The 18878-nt window shown below is 69.1% G+C and carries 18 protein-coding genes; 5 read left to right on the forward strand and 13 right to left on the reverse strand.

Going from position 1 to position 18878, the window contains the following annotated elements:
- The first annotated feature begins 57 nt into the window (after positions 1 to 57).
- Complete coding sequence (locus ACAM51_RS11380) at positions 58 to 747, forward strand: hypothetical protein (protein ID WP_369643582.1); 690 nt, start codon at positions 58 to 60, stop codon at positions 745 to 747.
- A 20-nt stretch (positions 748 to 767) separates the two neighbouring features.
- On the opposite strand, the gene ACAM51_RS11385 is transcribed toward ACAM51_RS11380, so the two are convergent.
- Together ACAM51_RS11385 and ACAM51_RS11390 are read right to left on the reverse strand one after the other, a co-directional pair.
- Positions 768 to 2369: a gamma-glutamyltransferase family protein gene (locus ACAM51_RS11385; protein WP_369643583.1), complete on the reverse strand. Its 1602-nt coding sequence runs from the start codon at positions 2367 to 2369 to the stop codon at positions 768 to 770.
- 142 nt (positions 2370 to 2511) lie between these two features.
- The gene (locus ACAM51_RS11390) at positions 2512 to 3495 is read right to left on the reverse strand and encodes a Bug family tripartite tricarboxylate transporter substrate binding protein (protein WP_369643584.1); all 984 of its coding nucleotides are present in this window, start codon (positions 3493 to 3495) and stop codon (positions 2512 to 2514) included.
- 229 nt (positions 3496 to 3724) lie between these two features.
- Between ACAM51_RS11390 and ACAM51_RS11395 the strand changes: the two genes are divergently transcribed.
- Positions 3725 to 4636 carry a LysR family transcriptional regulator gene (locus tag ACAM51_RS11395; RefSeq protein WP_218341229.1) on the forward strand — a complete coding sequence of 304 codons (912 nt, stop codon included), beginning with the start codon at positions 3725 to 3727 and terminating at the stop codon, positions 4634 to 4636.
- Between the two features lie 33 nt (positions 4637 to 4669).
- Here the strand turns inward: ACAM51_RS11395 and ACAM51_RS11400 are convergent, their stop codons facing one another.
- From ACAM51_RS11400 to trpE, 8 genes are all read right to left on the reverse strand, one after another.
- The gene (locus tag ACAM51_RS11400; RefSeq protein ID WP_218341228.1) at positions 4670 to 5386 is read right to left on the reverse strand and encodes a uracil-DNA glycosylase; all 717 of its coding nucleotides are present in this window, start codon (positions 5384 to 5386) and stop codon (positions 4670 to 4672) included.
- A 68-nt stretch (positions 5387 to 5454) separates the two neighbouring features.
- Positions 5455 to 6255 (reverse strand): indole-3-glycerol phosphate synthase TrpC, encoded by an 801-nt coding sequence (gene trpC, locus ACAM51_RS11405; RefSeq protein ID WP_218341227.1) that lies wholly within the window; start codon positions 6253 to 6255, stop codon positions 5455 to 5457.
- 181 nt (positions 6256 to 6436) lie between these two features.
- Positions 6437 to 7468, reverse strand: coding sequence for an anthranilate phosphoribosyltransferase (gene trpD / locus ACAM51_RS11410; RefSeq protein WP_369643585.1), 1032 nt, complete (start codon positions 7466 to 7468; stop codon positions 6437 to 6439).
- A gap of 37 nt (positions 7469 to 7505) precedes the next feature.
- Positions 7506 to 8177, reverse strand: coding sequence for a LysE family translocator (locus ACAM51_RS11415; protein ID WP_218341226.1), 672 nt, complete (start codon positions 8175 to 8177; stop codon positions 7506 to 7508).
- A gap of 4 nt (positions 8178 to 8181) precedes the next feature.
- Complete coding sequence (locus ACAM51_RS11420; RefSeq protein WP_369643586.1) at positions 8182 to 8712, reverse strand: DinB family protein; 531 nt, start codon at positions 8710 to 8712, stop codon at positions 8182 to 8184.
- On the reverse strand, positions 8709 to 9281 hold the full coding sequence (locus ACAM51_RS11425; protein WP_218296793.1) for an aminodeoxychorismate/anthranilate synthase component II: 573 nt from the start codon (positions 9279 to 9281) through the stop codon (positions 8709 to 8711). The genes ACAM51_RS11420 and ACAM51_RS11425 overlap by 4 nt, the downstream gene beginning before the upstream one ends.
- Positions 9278 to 9613, reverse strand: coding sequence for a chorismate mutase (locus tag ACAM51_RS11430; RefSeq protein ID WP_218296792.1), 336 nt, complete (start codon positions 9611 to 9613; stop codon positions 9278 to 9280). The genes ACAM51_RS11425 and ACAM51_RS11430 overlap by 4 nt, the downstream gene beginning before the upstream one ends.
- Positions 9610 to 11109, reverse strand: coding sequence for an anthranilate synthase component I (gene trpE / locus ACAM51_RS11435; RefSeq protein WP_218296791.1), 1500 nt, complete (start codon positions 11107 to 11109; stop codon positions 9610 to 9612). The genes ACAM51_RS11430 and trpE overlap by 4 nt, the downstream gene beginning before the upstream one ends.
- Before the next feature lie 352 nt (positions 11110 to 11461).
- Between trpE and ACAM51_RS11440 the strand changes: the two genes are divergently transcribed.
- Positions 11462 to 12049: a chalcone isomerase family protein gene (locus tag ACAM51_RS11440; protein WP_218341223.1), complete on the forward strand. Its 588-nt coding sequence runs from the start codon at positions 11462 to 11464 to the stop codon at positions 12047 to 12049.
- Between the two features lie 299 nt (positions 12050 to 12348).
- Positions 12349 to 14007 carry a methyl-accepting chemotaxis protein gene (locus ACAM51_RS11445; protein ID WP_369643587.1) on the forward strand — a complete coding sequence of 553 codons (1659 nt, stop codon included), beginning with the start codon at positions 12349 to 12351 and terminating at the stop codon, positions 14005 to 14007.
- On the opposite strand, the gene gph is transcribed toward ACAM51_RS11445, so the two are convergent.
- The 3 genes from gph to ACAM51_RS11460 form a co-directional block, all read right to left on the reverse strand.
- Positions 14008 to 14715, reverse strand: coding sequence for a phosphoglycolate phosphatase (gene gph, locus ACAM51_RS11450; protein WP_369643588.1), 708 nt, complete (start codon positions 14713 to 14715; stop codon positions 14008 to 14010).
- 240 nt (positions 14716 to 14955) lie between these two features.
- Positions 14956 to 16422 (reverse strand): hypothetical protein, encoded by a 1467-nt coding sequence (locus ACAM51_RS11455; protein WP_369643807.1) that lies wholly within the window; start codon positions 16420 to 16422, stop codon positions 14956 to 14958.
- Between the two features lie 53 nt (positions 16423 to 16475).
- Positions 16476 to 17828, reverse strand: a complete 1353-nt coding sequence (locus tag ACAM51_RS11460; RefSeq protein ID WP_369643589.1) for an SPFH domain-containing protein — start codon at positions 17826 to 17828, stop codon at positions 16476 to 16478.
- Positions 17829 to 18058: 230 nt separating this feature from the next.
- Between ACAM51_RS11460 and ACAM51_RS11465 the strand changes: the two genes are divergently transcribed.
- Positions 18059 to 18760 (forward strand): response regulator transcription factor, encoded by a 702-nt coding sequence (locus tag ACAM51_RS11465; RefSeq protein ID WP_218296786.1) that lies wholly within the window; start codon positions 18059 to 18061, stop codon positions 18758 to 18760.
- Positions 18761 to 18878: the final 118 nt, after the last annotated feature.

Raw genomic sequence — 18878 nt, forward strand, 5'->3', positions numbered from 1 at the left:
TCTGTAAAACAATAATAATATACCGTTAAACAGAAATTTCAACACCGTCCGACCCGCATGACACTCAGCCCGCCCATCCCTTTTCGCAGCGGCACCCGCCTGCTCCGGGGCCCTATTTCACCCGTCCGGCCGCCATGGCGGCGCGGGGCGGGCCTTGGCGTTCTCCTCCTGTGCACGGCACTGCTGGCCGCCTGCGGCACCGTGCCGGTGTCGTCCCTGTGGAAGCTGCGCAAGCTCCAGCTGGAGACGCTCGACCCCGCCGCGCTGCGCGCCGCCGTGGTGCACGGCCCCGGCCTGCGGCTCCATGGCCCGGCGCTGGAGCTGACGGTGAGCGTGTCCCGCAAGGTGCGCCAGCCCGGCGGCGGCACCACCACCGAGCGATGGGAAGAAAAGCTGCCGCTGCAGGAGCTGAGCGGCACCGCAGAGCGCAGCCCGCTGGCACCCTATGACACTGCCCGCACCGCGGTGCAGGTCTGGCGCATCGACCCCGAGGCATTGCCCCGGCTGCAGGCACTGCGCGCCAAGGCCCTGGCCTGGAAAACGGTGGACGACGGCCCGCGCGAGCTGGGCCTGGGGGTGGAACTGGCAGGCTGCCAGAAGGGCAGCGCCGGGAACCGGCTGGTGACCACGCTCATGCGCTTCACGGATCCCGGGGAGTACATCCCCCTCGCGCACAACATGGACCTGGCGGAAACCATGCCGGCAGCGGAGCTGGCACGGCGGTTTCCGGACTGCGCCGCCGGTTGACCAGGGAACCTGGCAGGTTCTCAGAACGCGACCGCGTGCCCGTCCTTGCGTGGGTCAGACCCGGCGATGTAGTGGGCGCCGTCGCGCAGCACCAGCTGGGCCCCGCCAAAGGCGAACACGCCATTGCCCTCCTCCACCGCCACCTCGTGGCCGCGCGCGCGCAGCGCGGCGACCACGGCGGGATCAAAGCCCGGCTCCACCGCCACGCCCTTGCCGCCCGTCACGCGCCAGCGGGGCGCGTCGGCGGCGGCCTGCGGGTTCTGGCCGTAGCGCAGCACGCGCAGCGCCATCTGGGTGTGGCCCTGGCTCTGCATGGGGCCGCCCATCACGCCGAAGGCCATCTGCGGCGTGCCGTCCGAGTGCATCGCGAACGCCGGGATGATGGTGTGAGAGGGGCGCTTGCGCGGGCCCACTTCGTTGGCGTGGCCTGGCTTGAGGTTGAAGCCGTGGCCCCGGTTCTGCAGGCTGATGCCCGTGCCCGGCACCACCACGCCCGAGCCGAAGCCCATGTAGTTGGACTGGATGAACGAGACCATCATGCCCTGGCTATCTGCCGCCGCCAGGTACACCGTGCCGCCCGGGCGCGGCGCGCCGTGGCCCGGGTCGCCCGCGCGCTCGGGGTCGATGAGCGCCGCGCGGCCGCGCAGATAGTCCGCCTCCAGCAGCTCCTTCGGCGCGACACGCATCGCACCGATGTCGGCGTTGTACTGGTCCAGGTCGGCCAGCGCGAGCTTCATGGCCTCGATGCTCGCGTGCACCGTCTCCACGCTGTCGAGCGGGTGCGCGCCGATGCCGTGCGCGTCCAGCATGCCCAGCGCCATCAGCGCGGCAATGCCCTGGCCGTTGGGCGGGATCTCGTGGATCACCGAGTCGCCGAAGCGCTGCTCGATGGTGCCCACCCAGTCGGCCTGGTGCGAGGCGAGGTCTTCGAGCGTCATCGCGCCGCCGTGGGCCTGTGCATGGGCCACCATGCGCTCGGCGATCACGCCCCGGTAGAAGGCCTCGCCCTGGGTCTCGGCGATCAGTTCCAGCGTGCGCGCATGGGCCTCGCTGCGGAAGATCTCGCCCACCCGCGGTGCGCGGCCACCGGGCAGGAAGCACTCGGCAAAACCGGGCTGCGCGCCCAGCTTGGCGCCACCCAGCGCCCACAGGCGGGCGATGGTGGGCGACACCGGAAAACCATTGCGCGCGTAGTCGATGGCGGGTTGCGCCAGCTGTGCGAAGGGCAGCTTGCCCAGGCGCCTGGACAGCGCCACCCATGCCGAGACGGCGCCCGGCACGGTCACCGCGTTCCACCCCGTCTCGGGGATGCCGCCCAGCTTCTCGAAGTACTCCGGCGACCACGCGGCGGGTGAGCGGCCCGAGGCATTGAGGCCGTGCAGTTCCTTGCCGTCCCACACGATGGCAAAGCCGTCGCTGCCGATGCCGCAGCCCGTGGGCTCGACCACCGTGAGCGCCATGGCGGCGGCGATGGCGGCATCCACCGCGTTGCCGCCCGCCAGCAGCATGCGCAGCCCCGCCTGCGCGGCCAGCGGCTGCGAGGTGGAGACCACATTGCGCCCCATGACCGCGCTGCGGTGGGAGGCGTAGGGAAGGGACCAGTCGAGGGTTGGGTTATTCATAGCGTTCTGACTCCGTGGCTCGCAAGGGTTGCGGTGCGTGGAAACTGGCGCGGCGCAAAGCGAGAGACGCCAAGGAAGGGCTGCCCCGCACCGAGGGCGTCGTCCCCCTCGGGGGGAAGGCGCCGAAGGCGACTCAGGGGGGCTACTCCACCGTGATTTTGTGCTGCCGGATCACCATCGCCCAGCGGTTGCTGTCGGCCTGCACCATGGCACCAAACTGCGCGGGCGTGCGCGGCGCGGCAGGCTCCACGCCCAGCTTGGCCAGGCTCTCGGCCACTTCGGGCGCCTGCACTGCCTTGGCAAAGGCCTTGTGCACCTTGTCGACCAGCGCGGGCGGTGCGCCCGCGGGCAGGTACACGCCGAACCAGGTCACCGACGAATAACCGGGCAGGCCGGACTCGGCCAGCGTGGGCAGCTCGGGCGCCAGCGTGCTGCGCTTCTCGCTGGTCACGGCCAGGGCCCGCAGGCGGCCGGCCTTGGCGTGCGGCATGCCCGTGGGCAGCGAATCGAACAGCACGTGGGTCTGCCCGGCAATCAGGTCGGGAATCGCCAGCGCCGTGCCCTTGTAGGGGATGTGCGTCATCTCCACGCCGGCCTGCGCGCTGAAGGCTGCCGTGTTCAGGTGCACGATGGTGCCGTTGCCGCTGGTGGCGTAGTTGAGTTTGCCTGGATGGGCCTTGGCGTAGGCGATGAGTTCGCCCACGGTCTTGACCGGCAGCGAGTTGGTGACCAGCAGCACGCTGGGTGCGTCAGCCACGTGGACCACGGGCACAAAGTCCTTGCGCGGGTCGTAGGCCAGCTTGGGCATCAGATGGGGCGAGATGGCATGCGTGCTGCTGGTGGTCAGCAGCAGGGTGTAGCCATCGGGTGCGGCCTTGGCCGCCTCGGCCGTGCCCAGGGTGCCGCCGGCGCCGGGCTTGTTGTCCACGACCAGCTGCTGGCCCAGGTCGGCCGCCACGCGCTGGGTGACCACCCGGGCCACCAGGTCGGTGGCGCCGCTGGCCGGAAACGGCACGATGACCCGTACGGGCCGGTCGGGCCACGCGGCCTGCGCCTGTGCGCTGGCGCCCCACACCATCAACCAGGCCAGGCACACGACGCCACGGCCCCAGGGAAAAAGACGCATACAGGTACTCCAGAAGAAGGGGAAACGCGCGATGCCGGACCGCGCACGCAGACAGGGACAGGGGGAGCCGCAGGGCCCCGCCCGGGGGCAACCAGACAGCCATCTTAGGAAGCCAGCCCCCGGAAGACCAACGCCAAATAGGCAAGCAGCTTTGCCGTAGCGGCAAACCACTTCATACTTTGGGCCACCACCCGGCAATACGCCCCACTCCAGCCCCCCTGCCCAGCCCATGCGCCCCCAGCTCCTGCAAGACACCGCCCTGCGCTACTTCCTGGAGGTGGCGCACAGCGGTTCGCTCACCGAAGCCTCGGCACGGCTGCACGTGGCCGCTTCGGCGCTCAGCCGCCAGATCGCCGGGCTGGAGGCGCAGCTGGGCACGCCGCTGTTCGACCGCCACCCGCGCGGCATGGTGCTCACCGCGGCCGGAGAGATCCTGGCCGTGCACGCCCGGCGCACGGTGCTGGACGCCGAACGCGCGCTGGGCGAGATCGGTGCGCTGCAGGGCCTGCGCGCGGGGCAGGTGCGTCTGGCCACGTCGGACGCATTTGCCAACGAGTTGGTGCCGCGCCTGTGTGTGGAATTCCAGCGCACGCACACGGGCATCCAGTTCAGCGTGATCTCGCTGCCCACCGCCCAGGTGCCCGACGCGGTGCGCAGCGGCGCGGCCGACATCGGCCTGTGCTTCAGCCGTGCGCCGCACAAGGACATCGAGGTCGCCTACCGGCAAGGCGCTCCGGTGCTGGCACTCATCCCGCCCGGCCATGCGCTGGCGGAATCGGCCAGCGTCACGCTCGCGCAGATGGCCGCCTACCCCCTGGCCCTGCCGCCCGCCGAGACCACGGTGCGCCAGATGATCGACATCGTGTGCAGCCGCCAGGGCCTGCAGCTGGAGGCGGTGCTCATCAGCAACCATGCCAAGACGGTGCTCAACTTCGTGGCGCATGGCGGGGGGCTGTCGGTGGCCAGCGAGATCGCGGCACGCCACCTGGTGGCGGCGGGCGCCGTGGTGGCCGTGCCCATCAGCGACCCGGGCATGGACCTGCGCGACCTGGAGGTGCAGACCCTGGCGGGCCGCAGCCTGCCCGTGGCGGCGCAGGCCTTTCTCGACCTGCTCAAGGAGCGGCTGCCGGGGCGCTGGTAGACCGCAGGGGCGCAGCGCCGCCGCGCTGGCGCCTCAATACCCGTGCTGCGCCCGGAACGCGCGCGCCTTGCCGAAATGCCCGTTGCCGATGAACGGCACGGGCGGGCGCAGGGCGGACAGCGGCGAAGGGTGGTTGGACAGGAGCAGCAAGTGGCCTCGGTCCTGGGGGATCAGCGCGCGCTTGGATTGCGCGTGCGAGCCCCAGAGCATGAACACCACGGGCCGCTCGCCCTCGGCCACATGGCGGATGACCGCGTCGGTCAGGGCCTCCCAGCCCTTGCCGGCATGGCTGGCGGGCTGGCCCTCTTCCACCGTGAGGCCGGTGTTGAGCAACAGCACGCCGTTCTTCGCCCACTTGACCAGGCTGCCCCCCGGGTTCGGAAACGGCGGGAAAGCCACGCCCAGGTCGCGCTGCATTTCCTTGAAGATGTTCTGCAGCGAGGGCGGCAGGCGCACGCCCGGCGCCACCGAGAACGCCAGCCCTTCGGCCTGGCCGCGCCCGTGGTAGGGGTCCTGGCCCAGGATGACCACGCGCACCTCGTCCGGCGGCGTGAGTTCCAGCGCCCGCAGCGGGCGGGGCGGGAAGATCACCGCGCCCGCATCGAGCCGCGACTGCAGAAAGGCAAGCAGCGACTGGCCGCGCACACCGGCAAAGAAGTCATCGACCAGCGGCTGCCAGCCGGGAGCCACCGGCCAGTCCGCGGGGTCAGCGCTTTGCAGCTGGGTGGAGTTTGCAGCGGCGTCATTCATGGTCAAAAAGGCCTCTACCGCTTGATGGACAAGCGCAATCAGCTATCAAATAAGGAGCAAACAAGCAATCAGGCGAACAGCTTCGCCAGCGCTTCGCCCGGCTCCGGCGCGCGCATGAACGCCTCGCCCACCAAAAACGCGTGCACGCCGGCATCGCGCATGCGCTTCACGTCGTCAGGCTTCAGGATGCCCGACTCGGTGACCAGCAGCTGGTCGGCCGGCACATCCTTGAGCAGGCCCAGGGTGGTGTCCAGCGTGACCTCGAAGGTGCGCAGGTTGCGGTTGTTGATGCCCACCAGCGGCGTCTTGAGCCTGAGCGCGCGCTCCAGCTCGGCGCCGTCGTGCACCTCCACCAGCACCGCCATGTCCAGGCTGCGCGCAATGGCCTCGAAGTCTGCCATCTGGGCGTCGTCCAGGCTGGCTGCGATCAGCAAGATGGCATCGGCGCCCATCGCCCGGGACTCGTAGATCTGGTACGCATCGACCATGAAGTCCTTGCGCAGCACCGGCAGCTGGCAGCTGGCACGCGCCTGCTTGAGGTAGTCCACGCTGCCCTGGAAGAACTGCTTGTCCGTCAGCACCGACAGGCAGGCCGCGCTCACCTTGCCGTCGCCATCGGCATAGCTCTGTGCGATGTCGGCAGGGATGAAGTCGGCGCGCAGCACGCCCTTGCTGGGGCTGGCCTTCTTGACCTCGGCGATCACCGCCGCCTGGCCCTTGGCGATCTTGGCGCGCAGCGCGCCTTCGAAGTCGCGCGTGAGCACGCGGCTCTCGGCATCGGCGCGGATGGCGTCGAGGGGCATGCGCTTCTTCGCAGCGGCCACTTCTTCGTGCTTGACGGCCACGATCTTGTTGAGGATGTCGCTCATGGGAAACCTGCCTTTTCAACCCCGGCGGGGTCGCGATTGAACGTTGAAACATGGCGCGAGCGCAACGCCCGCGCGGCCCAAAGCGGAGGACACCGCAGAGCTGGCTTTGCCAGGCTGCGGGTGTCGTCCCCCTTCCCGCAGGAGAAGGGGGAAGCGGCGCAGCCGCTCAGGGGGTTGATCTTCATGCAGCCAGCGCATGCGTGCGCGTGACCATCTGCTCGAGCTTGGCCAGCGCCGCGCCCGAGGCGATGGCGGCCCGTGCCTTTTCAAGCCCTGCGGGCACCGAGTCGACCACGTTGGCCGCATACAGCGCCACGCCTGCGTTCAGGCAGACGATGTCCTGCGCGGCGCCGGGCTCGCCCTTGAGCACGCCGATCAGCATCTCGCGCGACTGTTCGGGGGATTCGACCTTCAAGGCGCGGTTGCTGGACATGGCCAGGCCGAAGTCCTCGGGGTGGATTTCGTACTCGGTGATCTGGCCGTTTTTCAGCTCGCCCACCAGCGTGGCCGCGCCCAGGCTGACTTCGTCCATGCCGTCGCGGCCGTAGACCACCATGGCGTGTTCGGCGCCCAGGCGCTGCAGTGCGCGCACCTGGATGCCGACGAGGTCAGGGTGGAACACGCCCATCAGGATGTTGGGCGCGCCGGCCGGGTTGGTCAGCGGTCCCAGGATGTTGAAGATGGTGCGCACGCCCAGCTCCTTGCGCACCGGGGCCACGTTCTTCATGGCCGGGTGGTGGTTGGGCGCGAACATGAATCCGATGCCGACCTCTGCAATGCACTGCGCGATCTGCTCGGGCTTGAGGTTGATGTGGATGCCCAGGGCCTCCATCACATCCGCGCTGCCGCTCTTGCTGGACACGCCGCGCCCGCCGTGCTTGCTGACCTTGGCGCCCGCCGCTGCGGCCACGAACATGGAGCAGGTGGAGATGTTGAAGGTGTTGGCGCCGTCGCCGCCCGTGCCCACGATGTCCACCAAGTGCTTGCTATCGGGCACATGGACCTTGGTGGAGAACTCGCGCATCACCTGCGCGGCGGCCGTGATCTCGCCGATGGTTTCCTTCTTCACGCGCAGGCCGGTGACGATGGCCGCCGTCATGACGGGCGAGAGCTCGCCGCTCATGATCATGCGCATCAGGTGCAGCATCTCGTCGTGGAAGATTTCGCGGTGCTCGATGGTGCGCTGTAGCGCTTCCTGGGGGGTGATGGACATGGTGTCTCCAGTGTCTTTGCGACGGTGTCTATCTAGTTCAATTCGACGGTTGGTCGGTGAAGGCGAGCTTGAGGCCAAAGCCGATGAACATCGCGCCTGCGATGCGGTCCAGCCAGTGCATGCCGCGCTGCACCGCGCCCATGCGGCGCGCCATCCAGCCTGCAGCCAGCGCCCAGCCCGTGTTGACGGGAATCGCGTTCACGTTGAACAGCACGCCCAGCAGCACGAAGGCCAGCGCCTTGTTCTCCGTGCCGGGCGCAATGAACTGCGGCACGAAGGCCAGGAAGAAGATCGCGACCTTGGGGTTGAGCACGTTGGTCCAGAAGCCGCCCAGGAAGATCTTGGACAGCGGCGTGGCAGCACCGGACGATGCCCCCGCCTGCGCCGCCGCGATGGCCGCCGCGCTGCCGCCATCGCCCGAGGGCTTGGACAGCAGCATGCGCACGCCCATCCACATCAGGTAGGCCGCGCCCACCCACTTGAGCACGGTGAACGCCGTGGCCGAGGTGGCCAGCAGCGCGCCCACGCCCACGGCGGCCGCGAAAATGTGCACGAAGCACCCGGCCGTGATGCCCAGGCCCGCCACGATGCCCGCGCGGGTACCGGACTTGAGGGCGTTGGACACGATGTAGAGCACGTCCGGGCCGGGCGTGAGGTTCAGCAGCCAGCCGGCCGCGATGAACATGAGCAGTTGGTGGCTGTCGGGCATGGTGTTACGACCAGCGTCGCTCCGGTTGCAGGCGGTGCAGGAAGGTGGTGAGCGAGTCGCGCGGCAGCGGCACGGAGTGCACCGCCAGGATGCGGCCGGCCGCGCCCCGGTGGTAGGTGCCGTGGACCACGACGTGGTTCAGTATCTCGGCCCGCGTCATGGTGCCGGTGTCACCGTCGGTGAAGCGGAACTGCACGGGCTCGGCCAGCTGGTCCGCGCCGAGGCCGCCGGCGTACTGCAGGTACCAGTCGTCCGACGCGCGCACGGCGTCGCGCAGGGCGGGCAGTGCAGGCGTCTCGTCGGTGTTGGTCGCTGCGTAGCCGGTCTGCGGCAGGCCCTGCAGGTGGCTCGCGAAGATGCGGTCCACCACGTAGGTGTGGTTCAGGATGCGCACGAAGAGCCGGTGGTCGCCTTCGGGCAATGCCGCCTGCGACGCCTCGCCCAGCGCGAGCAACTCCTGGTTGGCCCAGCGCTTGTACTGGAACAGCTGGGCGAACGAGCCCGACGCTGCCGCAGCATCGGCCGGCGCCGTCATGCGCGCTGCTCCAGAAAGTTCTTCAGCATCGCGTGCCCGTGCTCGGTGAGGATGCTTTCAGGGTGGAACTGCACGCCCTGGATGGCCAGCTCCTTGTGGCGCACGCCCATGATCTCGCCGTCATCCGTCCAGGCCGTGACCTGCAGCACGTCGGGGCACGCGGCGCGATCGATGGCCAGCGAGTGGTAGCGGTTCACGGTGAATTTTTCGGGCAGGCCCGCGAACACGCCCTGCTGTGTGGTGGTGATGACGCTGGTCTTGCCGTGCATCAACTCCTGCGCGCGGACGATGGTGCCGCCGAAGGCCGCGCCGATGCTCTGGTGGCCCAGGCACACGCCCAGGATGGGCAGCTTGCCCGCGAAGTGCTGGATCGCCGCCACCGAGATGCCGGCCTCGGCGGGCGAGCACGGGCCGGGCGAGATCACCAGGCGGTCGGGCGCGCGCGCCGCAATGCCTTCAAGCGTGATTTCATCGTTGCGGAACACCTCGACCTCGGCACCCAGCTCGCCGAAGTACTGCACGATGTTGTAGGTGAAGCTGTCGTAGTTGTCGACCATCAAGAGTTTCATGCGGCGCTCCCGGCAGAGGCGGATTCGCGCAGGCGGGCGAACTCGCGGTGTTCATAGGCAATGCAGGCTTCCATGAGGCTGCGGTAGATGGCTTCCATCACGTCGGCATCGCCGCCTTCGGCCAGCGCCTGCTCGCGCACGCGGTCCACGATGGCCTGTATGCGCGCCTCATCGCGCACCTGCGTGGCGTCTTGCTTGATGCGCGCGGCCTGCGTCATGTAGCCCACGCGCTCCACCAGCAGGGGCACCAGCACGTCGTCCAGCCTGTTCACCTCGCGGCGCACGTCCGGCATGGCGGCGCAGGATTTGACTTTGTCGATGGCGCGGGTCATTCGAGGCCCTCCTCGACCAGCTCCGCCGCGCGCAGCAGCGCACGGGCCTTGTGCTCGGTTTCCTTCCATTCCAGCTCAGGCACCGAGTCGGCCACCACGCCGGCGGCCGCCTGCACGTAGAGCGTGCCGTTCTTCACGATGCCGGTGCGGATGGCGATGGCCACGTCCATGTCGCCGGCGTAGCTCAGGTAGCCGCAGGCGCCGCCGTACAGGCCGCGCTTGGTGGGTTCGAGCTGGTCGATGATTTCCATCGCATGCACCTTGGGCGCGCCGGTGAGCGTGCCGGCGGGGAAGGTGGCCTTGAGCACGTCGATGGCCGTCATGCCGTCGTTGAGGATGCCTTCCACGTTGCTCACGATGTGCATCACGTGGCTGTAGCGCTCGATGGCGAAGGCCTCGGTCACCTTCACCGTGCCGGTCTTGGCGATGCGGCCGATGTCGTTGCGCGCCAGATCGATCAGCATCACATGCTCGGCGCGCTCCTTGGGGTCGTTGATGAGCTCGACCTCGGCGGCCTTGTCCTTCTCCAGCGTGGCGCCACGGGGGCGCGTGCCGGCCAGGGGGCGGATGGTGACCTTCTGGCCGTCGGGCGTGTTCTCCTGGCGCACCAGGATCTCGGGGCTCGCGCCCACCACGTGGAAGTCGCCGAAGTCGTAGAAGTACATGTACGGCGACGGGTTCAGCGAGCGCAGCGCGCGGTACAGCGACAGGGGGCTTTCGGTGTAGCGCTTGTGGATGCGCTGGCCCACCTGCACCTGCATGAAGTCGCCCGCGGCGATCAGTTCCTTGGCGCGGTCCACGGCGGCGAGGTAGTCGGCCTTGGAGAAGTCGCGCTGCGCGGGGTGGCTCTCGGTGGGCTTGACGATGGGCGCGCTCACCGAATACTTGAGCTGGTCCTTCAGGTCGCGCAGGCGCTTCTTGGCCTTGGCGTAGGCCTCGGGCTGGGCCGGGTCGGCGTAGACGATGAGGTAGAGCTTTCCCGACAGGTTGTCGATGACGGCGAGTTCCTCGCACTGCAGCAGCAGGATGTCGGGGCAGCCCAGCGTGTCGGGCGGGCAGGTGTCTTCGAGCTTCTTTTCGATGTAACGCACCGCGTCGTAGCCGAAGTAGCCGGCCAGGCCGCCGCAAAAGCGCGGCAGGCCGGGGCGCAAGGCCACCTTGAAGCGCTTCTGGTACGCCTCGATGAAGTCGAGCGGGTTGCCCGCTGCGGACTCCACCACCTCGCCGTTGGTCACCACCTCGGTCTTGGCGCTGGCGCCAAAACCGCTGGCGCGCAGCAGCGTGCGCGCGGGCAGGCCGATGAAGCTGTAGCGCCCGAAGCGCTCGCCGCCCACCACGGATTCGAGCAGGAAGCTGTGCTTGCCGCCGTCCTTGCTGTGGGCCAGCTTCAGGTACAGGGAGAGAGGGGTTTCCAGGTCCGCAAAGGCTTCCGCCATGAGCGGAATGCGGTTGTAGCCTTCGCCGGCCAGGCTTTTGAATTCAAGTTCTGTGATCACGGGGAGAGCTCCCAGCTGTGGCAGCGCGTGTCCCCCGGGCAATAAAAGGGGGCGCTGCGGTCCATTCAATCGGCCCCGGTAGGGCCACGGGTGCACGCTGGGGCAATTGCCCAGGTGCCATCAGGCGTTCAAGGAGACAGGCTGACGCCAGGGCCAGGCTCCCCGGTCGCTGCAACCTGTGATGAACACGTGGTGAATGAACATGGCCCAAAGTGTAGCAAAGGTTCCCGGCCGCCCCGGTTTTGACACACCGCAACGCCGCGCCGCGCAACCACTCGAAAACCCTGTTGCGGCAAAAAGCAGGTGCAGCAACAATTTGAAACGAACGACCGTTCTTTTTTAGGAGTTGCGCATGAAGTTCCTCCAGCGATGCGCCGCAGCGGCAGCGTTGTGCCTGCTGACGGCCGGTGCCATTGCCCAGACCATCACCGTGGCCGACGTCAAGTACGAAGAAACCACCAGCCTGAGCGGCAGCAGCCTGCAGCTCAATGGGGCGGGCGTGCGCTACAAGGCGGTCTTCAAGGTCTACACGGCCGGCCTGTATCTCGAAAAGAAAGCCCACACGCCGCAGGACATTGCCGCGCTCAAGGGCCCCAAGCGCATGAGCATCACCATGCTGCGCGAGATCGACTCCACCGAGCTGGGCAAGCTCTTCTCGCGCGGCATGGAGGACAACATGGACCGCGCGGCGTTCTCCAAGCTGATTCCCGGCGTGCTGCGCATGAGCCAGATCTTCTCGGACCACAAGAAGCTGCAGGCAGGCGACCAGTTCATGATCGACTGGATACCCGGCACCGGCACGGTGATCACGGTCAAGGGCAAGCCGCAGGGCGAGCCTTTCAAGGAGCCGGAATTCTTCAACGCGCTGCTGGGCATCTGGCTGGGCAACACACCGGCCGACTGGAAGCTCAAGGATGCCTTGCTCGGCAAGCCCGCATAGCCGCCCGCGCCGGTTGCGCGTCCCGGGACACCGCCGCTACGGGCAAACCCCCATGAAACCATGCCTGCGGCTGTCACCCGCCCGACAGCGGCGGGCCGCACCGGGGCGTAACCTTTTATCCAGGGAATTCAGGGCCTTCGACGCAACCTGCACCGCATGCCCCTGCGGCGCCACCCGCGCCATGTGATGCCACGCACAGCCCGGCCCGGGCGCCCTGCGCCACCCGCATGCGCCACGGCCCTTGCCACCCCAGAGCCCCAGCCCCGCCCCCAGACACCTTTTTTGCGCCCGCCATCACCATGAAATTCAGCAACCTTTCCGTCGGCCTGCGCCTGGGCGCTTCCTTTGGGGCCATCCTGCTCATCACCGCCCTCATCGCAGCCACCGGCATATGGCGCATCGCCAGCCTGCAGAACGCCAGCGAGCGTGTCGCCACGCAGGAGATCGAGCAACAGATGCTGGTGGAAGACTGGGCCTCCGACATCCGCCTGAACTGGGTCCGCACGGAGGCATTCCTCAAGGCCATCGACCGCGACTACATGGACAAGCTCGCCGCGGACACCCAGGCCACGGCCAAGGGCATGGATGCCAAGGTCCAGCGCATCGAGGCGCTGGTGCAGGGCGAGCCTGGCCGCGCACTGCTGGCCGCCATTGCCACGGCGCGCGCGGCCTACAACGACAAGCAGGCCGAGATCCGCGAACTGCACCGGGGCGGCGAGCCGAACGTGCCCGCCCTGGTGGACAAGGACCTTCGCCCGCTGGCCGACAAATACCTGAAGTCACTGGACGACCTGCGCACGGCCATGGCCACGCAACTGGCTGAAAGCCAGGCCGACACCGGCACCCTTGCCAAGGCCAGCCAGGCACTTCTGGGCGTGGGCACCCTGGTGGCGGTGGCGCTGGGGGCCCTGCTGGCCTGGACGGTCACGCGCTCGATCGTCCGGCCCGTGCAGCGGGGCAAGCAGGCGGCGGAGAGCATTGCCAGCGGCGACCTCACGCACGCCATCGAAGCCCATGGCGGCGACGAGACAGGCCAGCTGCTCCAGGCGCTGTCCACCATGCAATCGCGCCTGGCCACCATCGTGGGCAATGTGCGCCACAGCGCCGAAGGCGTGGCCACCGCCAGTGCCGAAATCGCCTCGGGCAACAACGATCTGTCGGCCCGCACCGAGCAGCAGGCCTCGGCGCTGCAGCAGACGGCCGCCTCGATGGAACAGCTGGGCTCCACGGTGCGCCAGAACGCGGACAACGCGCGCCAGGCCAACCAGCTGGCGATGAGCGCCTCCACCGTCGCCCAGCAGGGCGGCGACGTGGTGGCCGAGGTGGTGGACACCATGAAGGGCATCAACGACAGCAGCCGCAAGATCGCCGACATCATCAGCGTGATCGACGGCATCGCGTTCCAGACCAACATCCTGGCGCTCAACGCGGCGGTGGAGGCGGCGCGCGCGGGCGAGCAGGGCCGGGGCTTCGCCGTGGTGGCGGGCGAGGTGCGCAGCCTGGCCGGGCGCTCGGCGCAGGCCGCCAAGGAAATCAAGGCCCTGATCGGCACCAGCGTGGAGCGCGTGGAACAGGGCACCGCGCTGGTGGACAAGGCGGGCGCCACGATGACCGAGGTGGTCGGGGCCATCCGCCGCGTGACGGACATCATGGGCGAGATCAGCGCGGCCAGCAGCGAGCAGAGCCAGGGCGTGTCGCAAGTGGGCGAGGCGATCACGCAGATGGACCAGGCCACGCAGCAGAACGCGGCCCTGGTGGAGCAAAGCGCGGCAGCGGCCGACAGCCTCAAGACCCAGGCAGGCCAGCTGGTCGATGCCGTGGCCGTGTTCCGGCTGGGCAGCGACGCTGCCGCTGGCGCGCCAGCGCATGCGGCACTCGTCACCACGGCACCACCGGCCCGTACAGCCGGCAGCGCACGGGTGCTGCCAACGGCTGCGCAGCGCCGTATCGCGGCCTGATCAGCCCGCGAACGCGCTCAGCGCATCCGCGAAACCATCGGCATCCACCGCCCGCGCGGGCTGGCCGTGGTTATAGCCGTAGGTCACCAGCACCACGGGGCAGCCGGCGGCGCGCGCGGCCTGCGCATCGTTGCTGGAATCGCCGACCATCAGCGTGCGCGCGGGCGCGGTGCCCAGGGCCTCGCAGGTCTTGACGAGGGGCAGCGGATCGGGCTTCTTGCGCGCGAAGCTGTCGCCACCGAACACCTGCGAAAAGTAGCCGTCGAGCCCCTTGGCCTTCAGCAAGGGCACGGCGAAATCCAGGGGCTTGTTGGTCAGGCAGGCCAGGCGCAGGCCCGCGGCCTGCAGCGCCTGCAGGCCGGCCACCACGCCGGGGTACACCTGCGCATACTGGCCGTTGATGGCCAGGTAGTGCTTCTGGTAGCTGGCCCAGGCGGCGGGGTACAGCGATTCGACCTGCGCCGCATCGGCCGGCTGGCCCTCGGATGCCAGCACATGGGCCAGCACCGACCGCAGCAGGTGCTCCGAGCCTTTGCCCACCATGCGCTCGATGGAGGGTGCCTCGATGGGTGGCAGCGCCAGTTCGCGCAGCATGCGGTTGAGCGCCTCGGCAAAGTCCCCGAGCGTGTCCACCATGGTGCCGTCCAGGTCCACGATGGCGGCGTCCACGCGGGACAACAGGGCGGACAGGGGCGAGGGTGTGGACATGCGAAAAACCTTGCAGTGCAGACGAGGAAAGGCCGGGCATCTTGCCCGGCCTGCCTGGATTTTAAAGGGCCCATCTTCGTCGCACATCGCGACCGCCATGCATGGCCATTGCCCCGTGAAACTGGCGCGGCCAAAACCAGTGCTCCCGCGCAAGGGCCGCCCCGCCGCGCTGGGAGCGTCCCCGCCCAGATTGCGAAACAATCTGAGAGAGGGGGAAGGCGCGAAGCGACTCAGGGGTGCTCATCTCAAGCTCAGTGTCTGGCGCTTCCAGGCCGGGTCCTGCCAGCGCTGGAACAGAGGCAGCGCGGCCACGTCACCCGTCACGCGCTCGGTGGCCAGGCCTTCCAGGCGCACGATCTCGAAGCTCTTGCGGTAGCGGCCCTGGCCCCGGGCCTCGCGTGCCACCAGCATCTGCTGGCCGCCAGGCACCCAGCCGGCCCACTCGGCCACGCCGGTCTCGGGCGAGGTGGCAGCCGGGGGCAGCACGTCGACCAGCCAGCCCTCGGCCGTCTTGCGCATCACCCACAGCTCGCGCCAGCCTTCGAGGGGCTGCACCGCCAGGGCCACGGCAGTTCCTTCGCGGTTGATGCTGGCAGAGGCGGCCCAGACCACGCCGTAGGTGCAGCGGCGCACCAGCGGCGCCTTCACGCCCTTTTGCGCATCGATCAGCAGCACGCAGGTCTCGCCCGGGGCGCCAGGCTCAGTCACGATGCCCGGACGGCTGCCCTGGGCCGCGGGCAGGCTGGTGGGCACCAGGGCCCAGCGCACGGCGCCCACGCGCATGGCGGCATCGTTGTAGGCAGGCAGGTCTTCGTCGGGCAGGTCGTTCTTGCTCACGCCGGAGAACTCGGCCAGGGCGCGGGCCGCAGCAGCGGCCACGGCCGGGCCGACGGCATCCTTGCGCGCCTGCTGGAAGGCCAGGGCACTCCACACACTGGCACGGCGCACCTGGATGCGGTTGCGCACATAGGAGGGCAGGCCGGTCACGTCCACGCGTTCGAGCACATCGGACTGCCATTCCTGCACGCGGGCACGCTCGTGCGGCGGCAGGTCGGGGTTCACGCACTCGGGGCGGGTGAGGGCCAGGGCGGCGCGGGCGCGCTGCTCGGCATCGGCCACGGGCATGGCCAGCACGCGGCGAAAGGCCTCGCCGTCGTAGCAGACCTGCATGCGGCCTTCGACCTCGTAGGTCGTGAAGCGCACGCCGTAGCCGTTGGCCACGTCCAGGTAGGCCGACAGCGTGGCGCCCGAGGCCTTGCCCGGCACGGCGGCCGAGGCGCGGCGCGCCAGCCGGTCGGCCAGCGTGCCCAGTGCGTCGAAGGCCTGGGCGCCCTGCTCACCGGCCAGCGCACTGGCGGGCGCGGCCTGCAGGTAGGCGGCCGTGATGCCGATGCCCAGCGCCTCGGCGCCCGGGCTGTCGCGCACGAAGCGCAGCACCGACAGCAGGGCCGGGCCCTCGGCCTCATCGAGCGCCACGCGGCGCACGTCGCTGGCGCGGATGAAGCCGCCGCGTTCGCGCTTGTGGTCCCAGACCTGCAGGTAGTCGAGGCGCTCGCCGCGCACTTCGAGCACCTCGCCCTGCCACAGGGCGGACTGCTGCTGGGCCGAGTCGCGCGGGGCGGCGCGCAGGCTGGCCTGGTCCTGCACAACGATGGCGCTGCCGAATGTGCTGGCGGGCGCGGGGGGCACGGCGGCGGTGGCGACCATGGCGGCGGCAGAGGCGATGGCGGCGACGAGCGTGAGGGTGGTGCGGTCCATGTTCATTGCTCCGTGGCGGGGGTCGTGGCGGTGTCGTCGGCACCGGCGGCAGCCTGCGCGGCCACGGCCTGGGCATTGCGGTTGCCGCCCAGCAGCGCCGCACCGATGAAATCGCCATTGGTCGGCGGGGGCGCGATGATGACCTGGATCTTGTCCGACAGCTTGTCGGCCAGCGTCTTCTGGATCAGCAACGGGTGGCGCGTGACCAGGGCGCCTTCGCGCGCCATCTGCTCGGCGTTGACCTTGCCGATGCGGTCCATGCGGTAGGCCTCGGCCTCGGCCAGCTTCTGGCGCGCATCGGCCTCGCCGTTGGCTTCGATGCGACGCGCCTGGGCGCTGCCCTCCGCGGCCTTGATGCGCGAGACCTTGTCGGCCTCGGCCTCCAGCTGGCGCTGTTCGATCTGGCGCTGCTTGAAGGGCAGCACGTGCTTCATGGCCTCTTCCTGGGCGCGGGCGGCGATCACCTGCTCGCGGGCGGCGGCTTCGGCAGCCACCTCGCGGCGCACCTTGTCGGCGCTGGCGTCGAGCTCGGTCTCCTTCACGCGCTTGTCCTTGAGCTCCAGCGTGTAGCGCATCTTCTCGGACGCCAGCTCCTCGGCCAGCAGGCTGTCCATGCCACGGCGGTATTCGGCGGGCAGGTCCACCTTGCCGATCTGCACATGGCGCAGCAGCACGCCTTCGGCGGCCAGGCGGGTGCGCAGTTCGGCTTCAATGGTCTGCGCGATTTCGGTGCGCTTGGACGAGAAAATCTCGCGCACCGTGTAGCGGGCAAACACCCTGTAGACCAAGCCCTGCACGGCAGGCGCCACGATGTCGGCGTCCACGTCATCGGGCAGGCGGCCGGCCCGGACGGCGTCGGAGGCCGGATCGAGCGCGTAGCGCACGCTCAGGTCGAGCCCGAACGACAGGCCTTCCACCGATTGCAGGGGTGCGCTGCCGTTGGCCTGGCGCATCGCTTCAGGGCGATAGCTCTGGTCCCGCAAGGAGAAGATGCGCACACTGTGCAGGCCCGGCACCACCCACATGCTGCCATCGCGCCACTGGCTCACCGAACCGGTGAACTGGTTCATGCGGACCGCCAGCTCGCCCTGGCCCAGTTGCTGCACCGGTGGGTGGCGCACCACCAGGGCACCGGCGGCCACCATCACGGCTGCGGCCGCCATCCAGCGCGCCGTGCTGGCCGTGGGCAGCAGGTAGGCCCAGTGGATGCGCCCTTCGGCCGCGGATGCTGGCGTGGGGACGTCGGCTTCCACAGGTACCGCAGCTTGCGGCCCTTCGGCACGGGCGTCCAGCGGATGGGCGGCGGCGTTGCGGCCACGCAGGGCTTGCACGATGCGGTTCCAGGCGGTTCTCATGGTGTTTCTCTCTCTTGGGTGGTGAATTTGTTGTCTGCCTCTGAGTGGCCCAAGCGGGCTGCTCATTGGGGACTGATTCTTCGGATTCACCCCGGAAGCAACAATGCAGCGCAGCCCCCAAAGCCCTCACGCCCGCCGCGCAAACCCTCCGGGCCCGGAAGAAACCTTCACACCGGGCAAGCCAGGCGCCCCGGATAATCCACGCACCCCCACCCACTCCGCGCCCCACCATGACCCGCATCGCCGTGATCGAAGACGACCTGCCCACCAGCAACCAGCTGGCAGGCTGGATTGCGAGCGCGAAAAACGGCATCGTGATCGACCAGTGGTTCACGCGCGACGACGCCGAAGCCGCCCTGGCGCGCGAGCACTACGACGCCGTGGTGCTCGACATCGAACTGGGCCGCGAGCGCCATGCGGGCGTGGCGCTCATCAACGCCATCAACAAGCGCCGCCAGGGCACGCCGGTACTGGTGGTGTCGGCCATGCCCGCCGCCATCTACCGCAGCATCATGAAGGCGCTGGACGCGTGGGACTACCTGCAGAAGACCACGTTCGAGGAGGCCGACTTCATCGAGACCTTCCTCGACATCCTGCGCACCACGCAGGCCCCGGCGAACGCCGCCACGTCCTTGTCCGCGCCGGCGCCGGATGCGCTGGTGCTGGACCCGCTGTGGCAGCGCACCCCCACCTGGCGCGGCGAGCGCATCAACCTGCCGCTGACGGCCCAGCGCATCCTGGCCACGCTGCACCAGCGCAGCGGCGAGGTCGTGTCGTACGACGAGCTGTTCGAGGTGGTCAAGAGCGGGCGCAACCGGGACAACGTGCGCAAGCATGTGAGCACCATCCGCGAAGCCCTGCGCGAGGTGGACCCCGCCTTCGAAGGCATTGAAAACGTGCCCATGCGGGGCTTTCGCTGGGTAGGCAAGTGAGGCATCCCCCTGCGCGTCTTCGCCGCTGCGCCATTCGGGAAGGGGGACGCCGCCAGTGCGGCGGGGCGGCCCTGGCCTGGGCCGCGCCGGGTTCAGGCGCCGTGTGCAGTGCTTTCAC

It is taken from the genome of Acidovorax sp. A79, from assembly GCF_041154505.1.
Lineage (GTDB): Bacteria > Pseudomonadota > Gammaproteobacteria > Burkholderiales > Burkholderiaceae_C > Acidovorax.

Coding starts and splice junctions, on each gene's coding strand:
- ACAM51_RS11425 (WP_218296793.1), bottom strand. CDS start 9,281: ATGAAACTCTTGATGGTCGACAACTACGACAGCTTCACCTACAACATC.
- ACAM51_RS11460 (WP_369643589.1), bottom strand. CDS start 17,828: ATGAGAACCGCCTGGAACCGCATCGTGCAAGCCCTGCGTGGCCGCAAC.
- ACAM51_RS11420 (WP_369643586.1), bottom strand. CDS start 8,712: ATGACGGCGCCGGCCGATGCTGCGGCAGCGTCGGGCTCGTTCGCCCAG.
- ACAM51_RS11395 (WP_218341229.1), top strand. CDS start 3,725: ATGCGCCCCCAGCTCCTGCAAGACACCGCCCTGCGCTACTTCCTGGAG.
- ACAM51_RS11445 (WP_369643587.1), top strand. CDS start 12,349: ATGAAATTCAGCAACCTTTCCGTCGGCCTGCGCCTGGGCGCTTCCTTT.
- ACAM51_RS11390 (WP_369643584.1), bottom strand. CDS start 3,495: ATGCGTCTTTTTCCCTGGGGCCGTGGCGTCGTGTGCCTGGCCTGGTTG.
- ACAM51_RS11430 (WP_218296792.1), bottom strand. CDS start 9,613: ATGACCCGCGCCATCGACAAAGTCAAATCCTGCGCCGCCATGCCGGAC.
- gph (WP_369643588.1), bottom strand. CDS start 14,715: ATGTCCACACCCTCGCCCCTGTCCGCCCTGTTGTCCCGCGTGGACGCC.
- ACAM51_RS11380 (WP_369643582.1), top strand. CDS start 58: ATGACACTCAGCCCGCCCATCCCTTTTCGCAGCGGCACCCGCCTGCTC.
- ACAM51_RS11385 (WP_369643583.1), bottom strand. CDS start 2,369: ATGAATAACCCAACCCTCGACTGGTCCCTTCCCTACGCCTCCCACCGC.
- ACAM51_RS11400 (WP_218341228.1), bottom strand. CDS start 5,386: ATGAATGACGCCGCTGCAAACTCCACCCAGCTGCAAAGCGCTGACCCC.
- ACAM51_RS11465 (WP_218296786.1), top strand. CDS start 18,059: ATGACCCGCATCGCCGTGATCGAAGACGACCTGCCCACCAGCAACCAG.
- trpD (WP_369643585.1), bottom strand. CDS start 7,468: ATGTCCATCACCCCCCAGGAAGCGCTACAGCGCACCATCGAGCACCGC.
- ACAM51_RS11440 (WP_218341223.1), top strand. CDS start 11,462: ATGAAGTTCCTCCAGCGATGCGCCGCAGCGGCAGCGTTGTGCCTGCTG.
- ACAM51_RS11455 (WP_369643807.1), bottom strand. CDS start 16,422: ATGGTCGCCACCGCCGCCGTGCCCCCCGCGCCCGCCAGCACATTCGGC.
- trpC (WP_218341227.1), bottom strand. CDS start 6,255: ATGAGCGACATCCTCAACAAGATCGTGGCCGTCAAGCACGAAGAAGTG.
- ACAM51_RS11415 (WP_218341226.1), bottom strand. CDS start 8,177: ATGCCCGACAGCCACCAACTGCTCATGTTCATCGCGGCCGGCTGGCTG.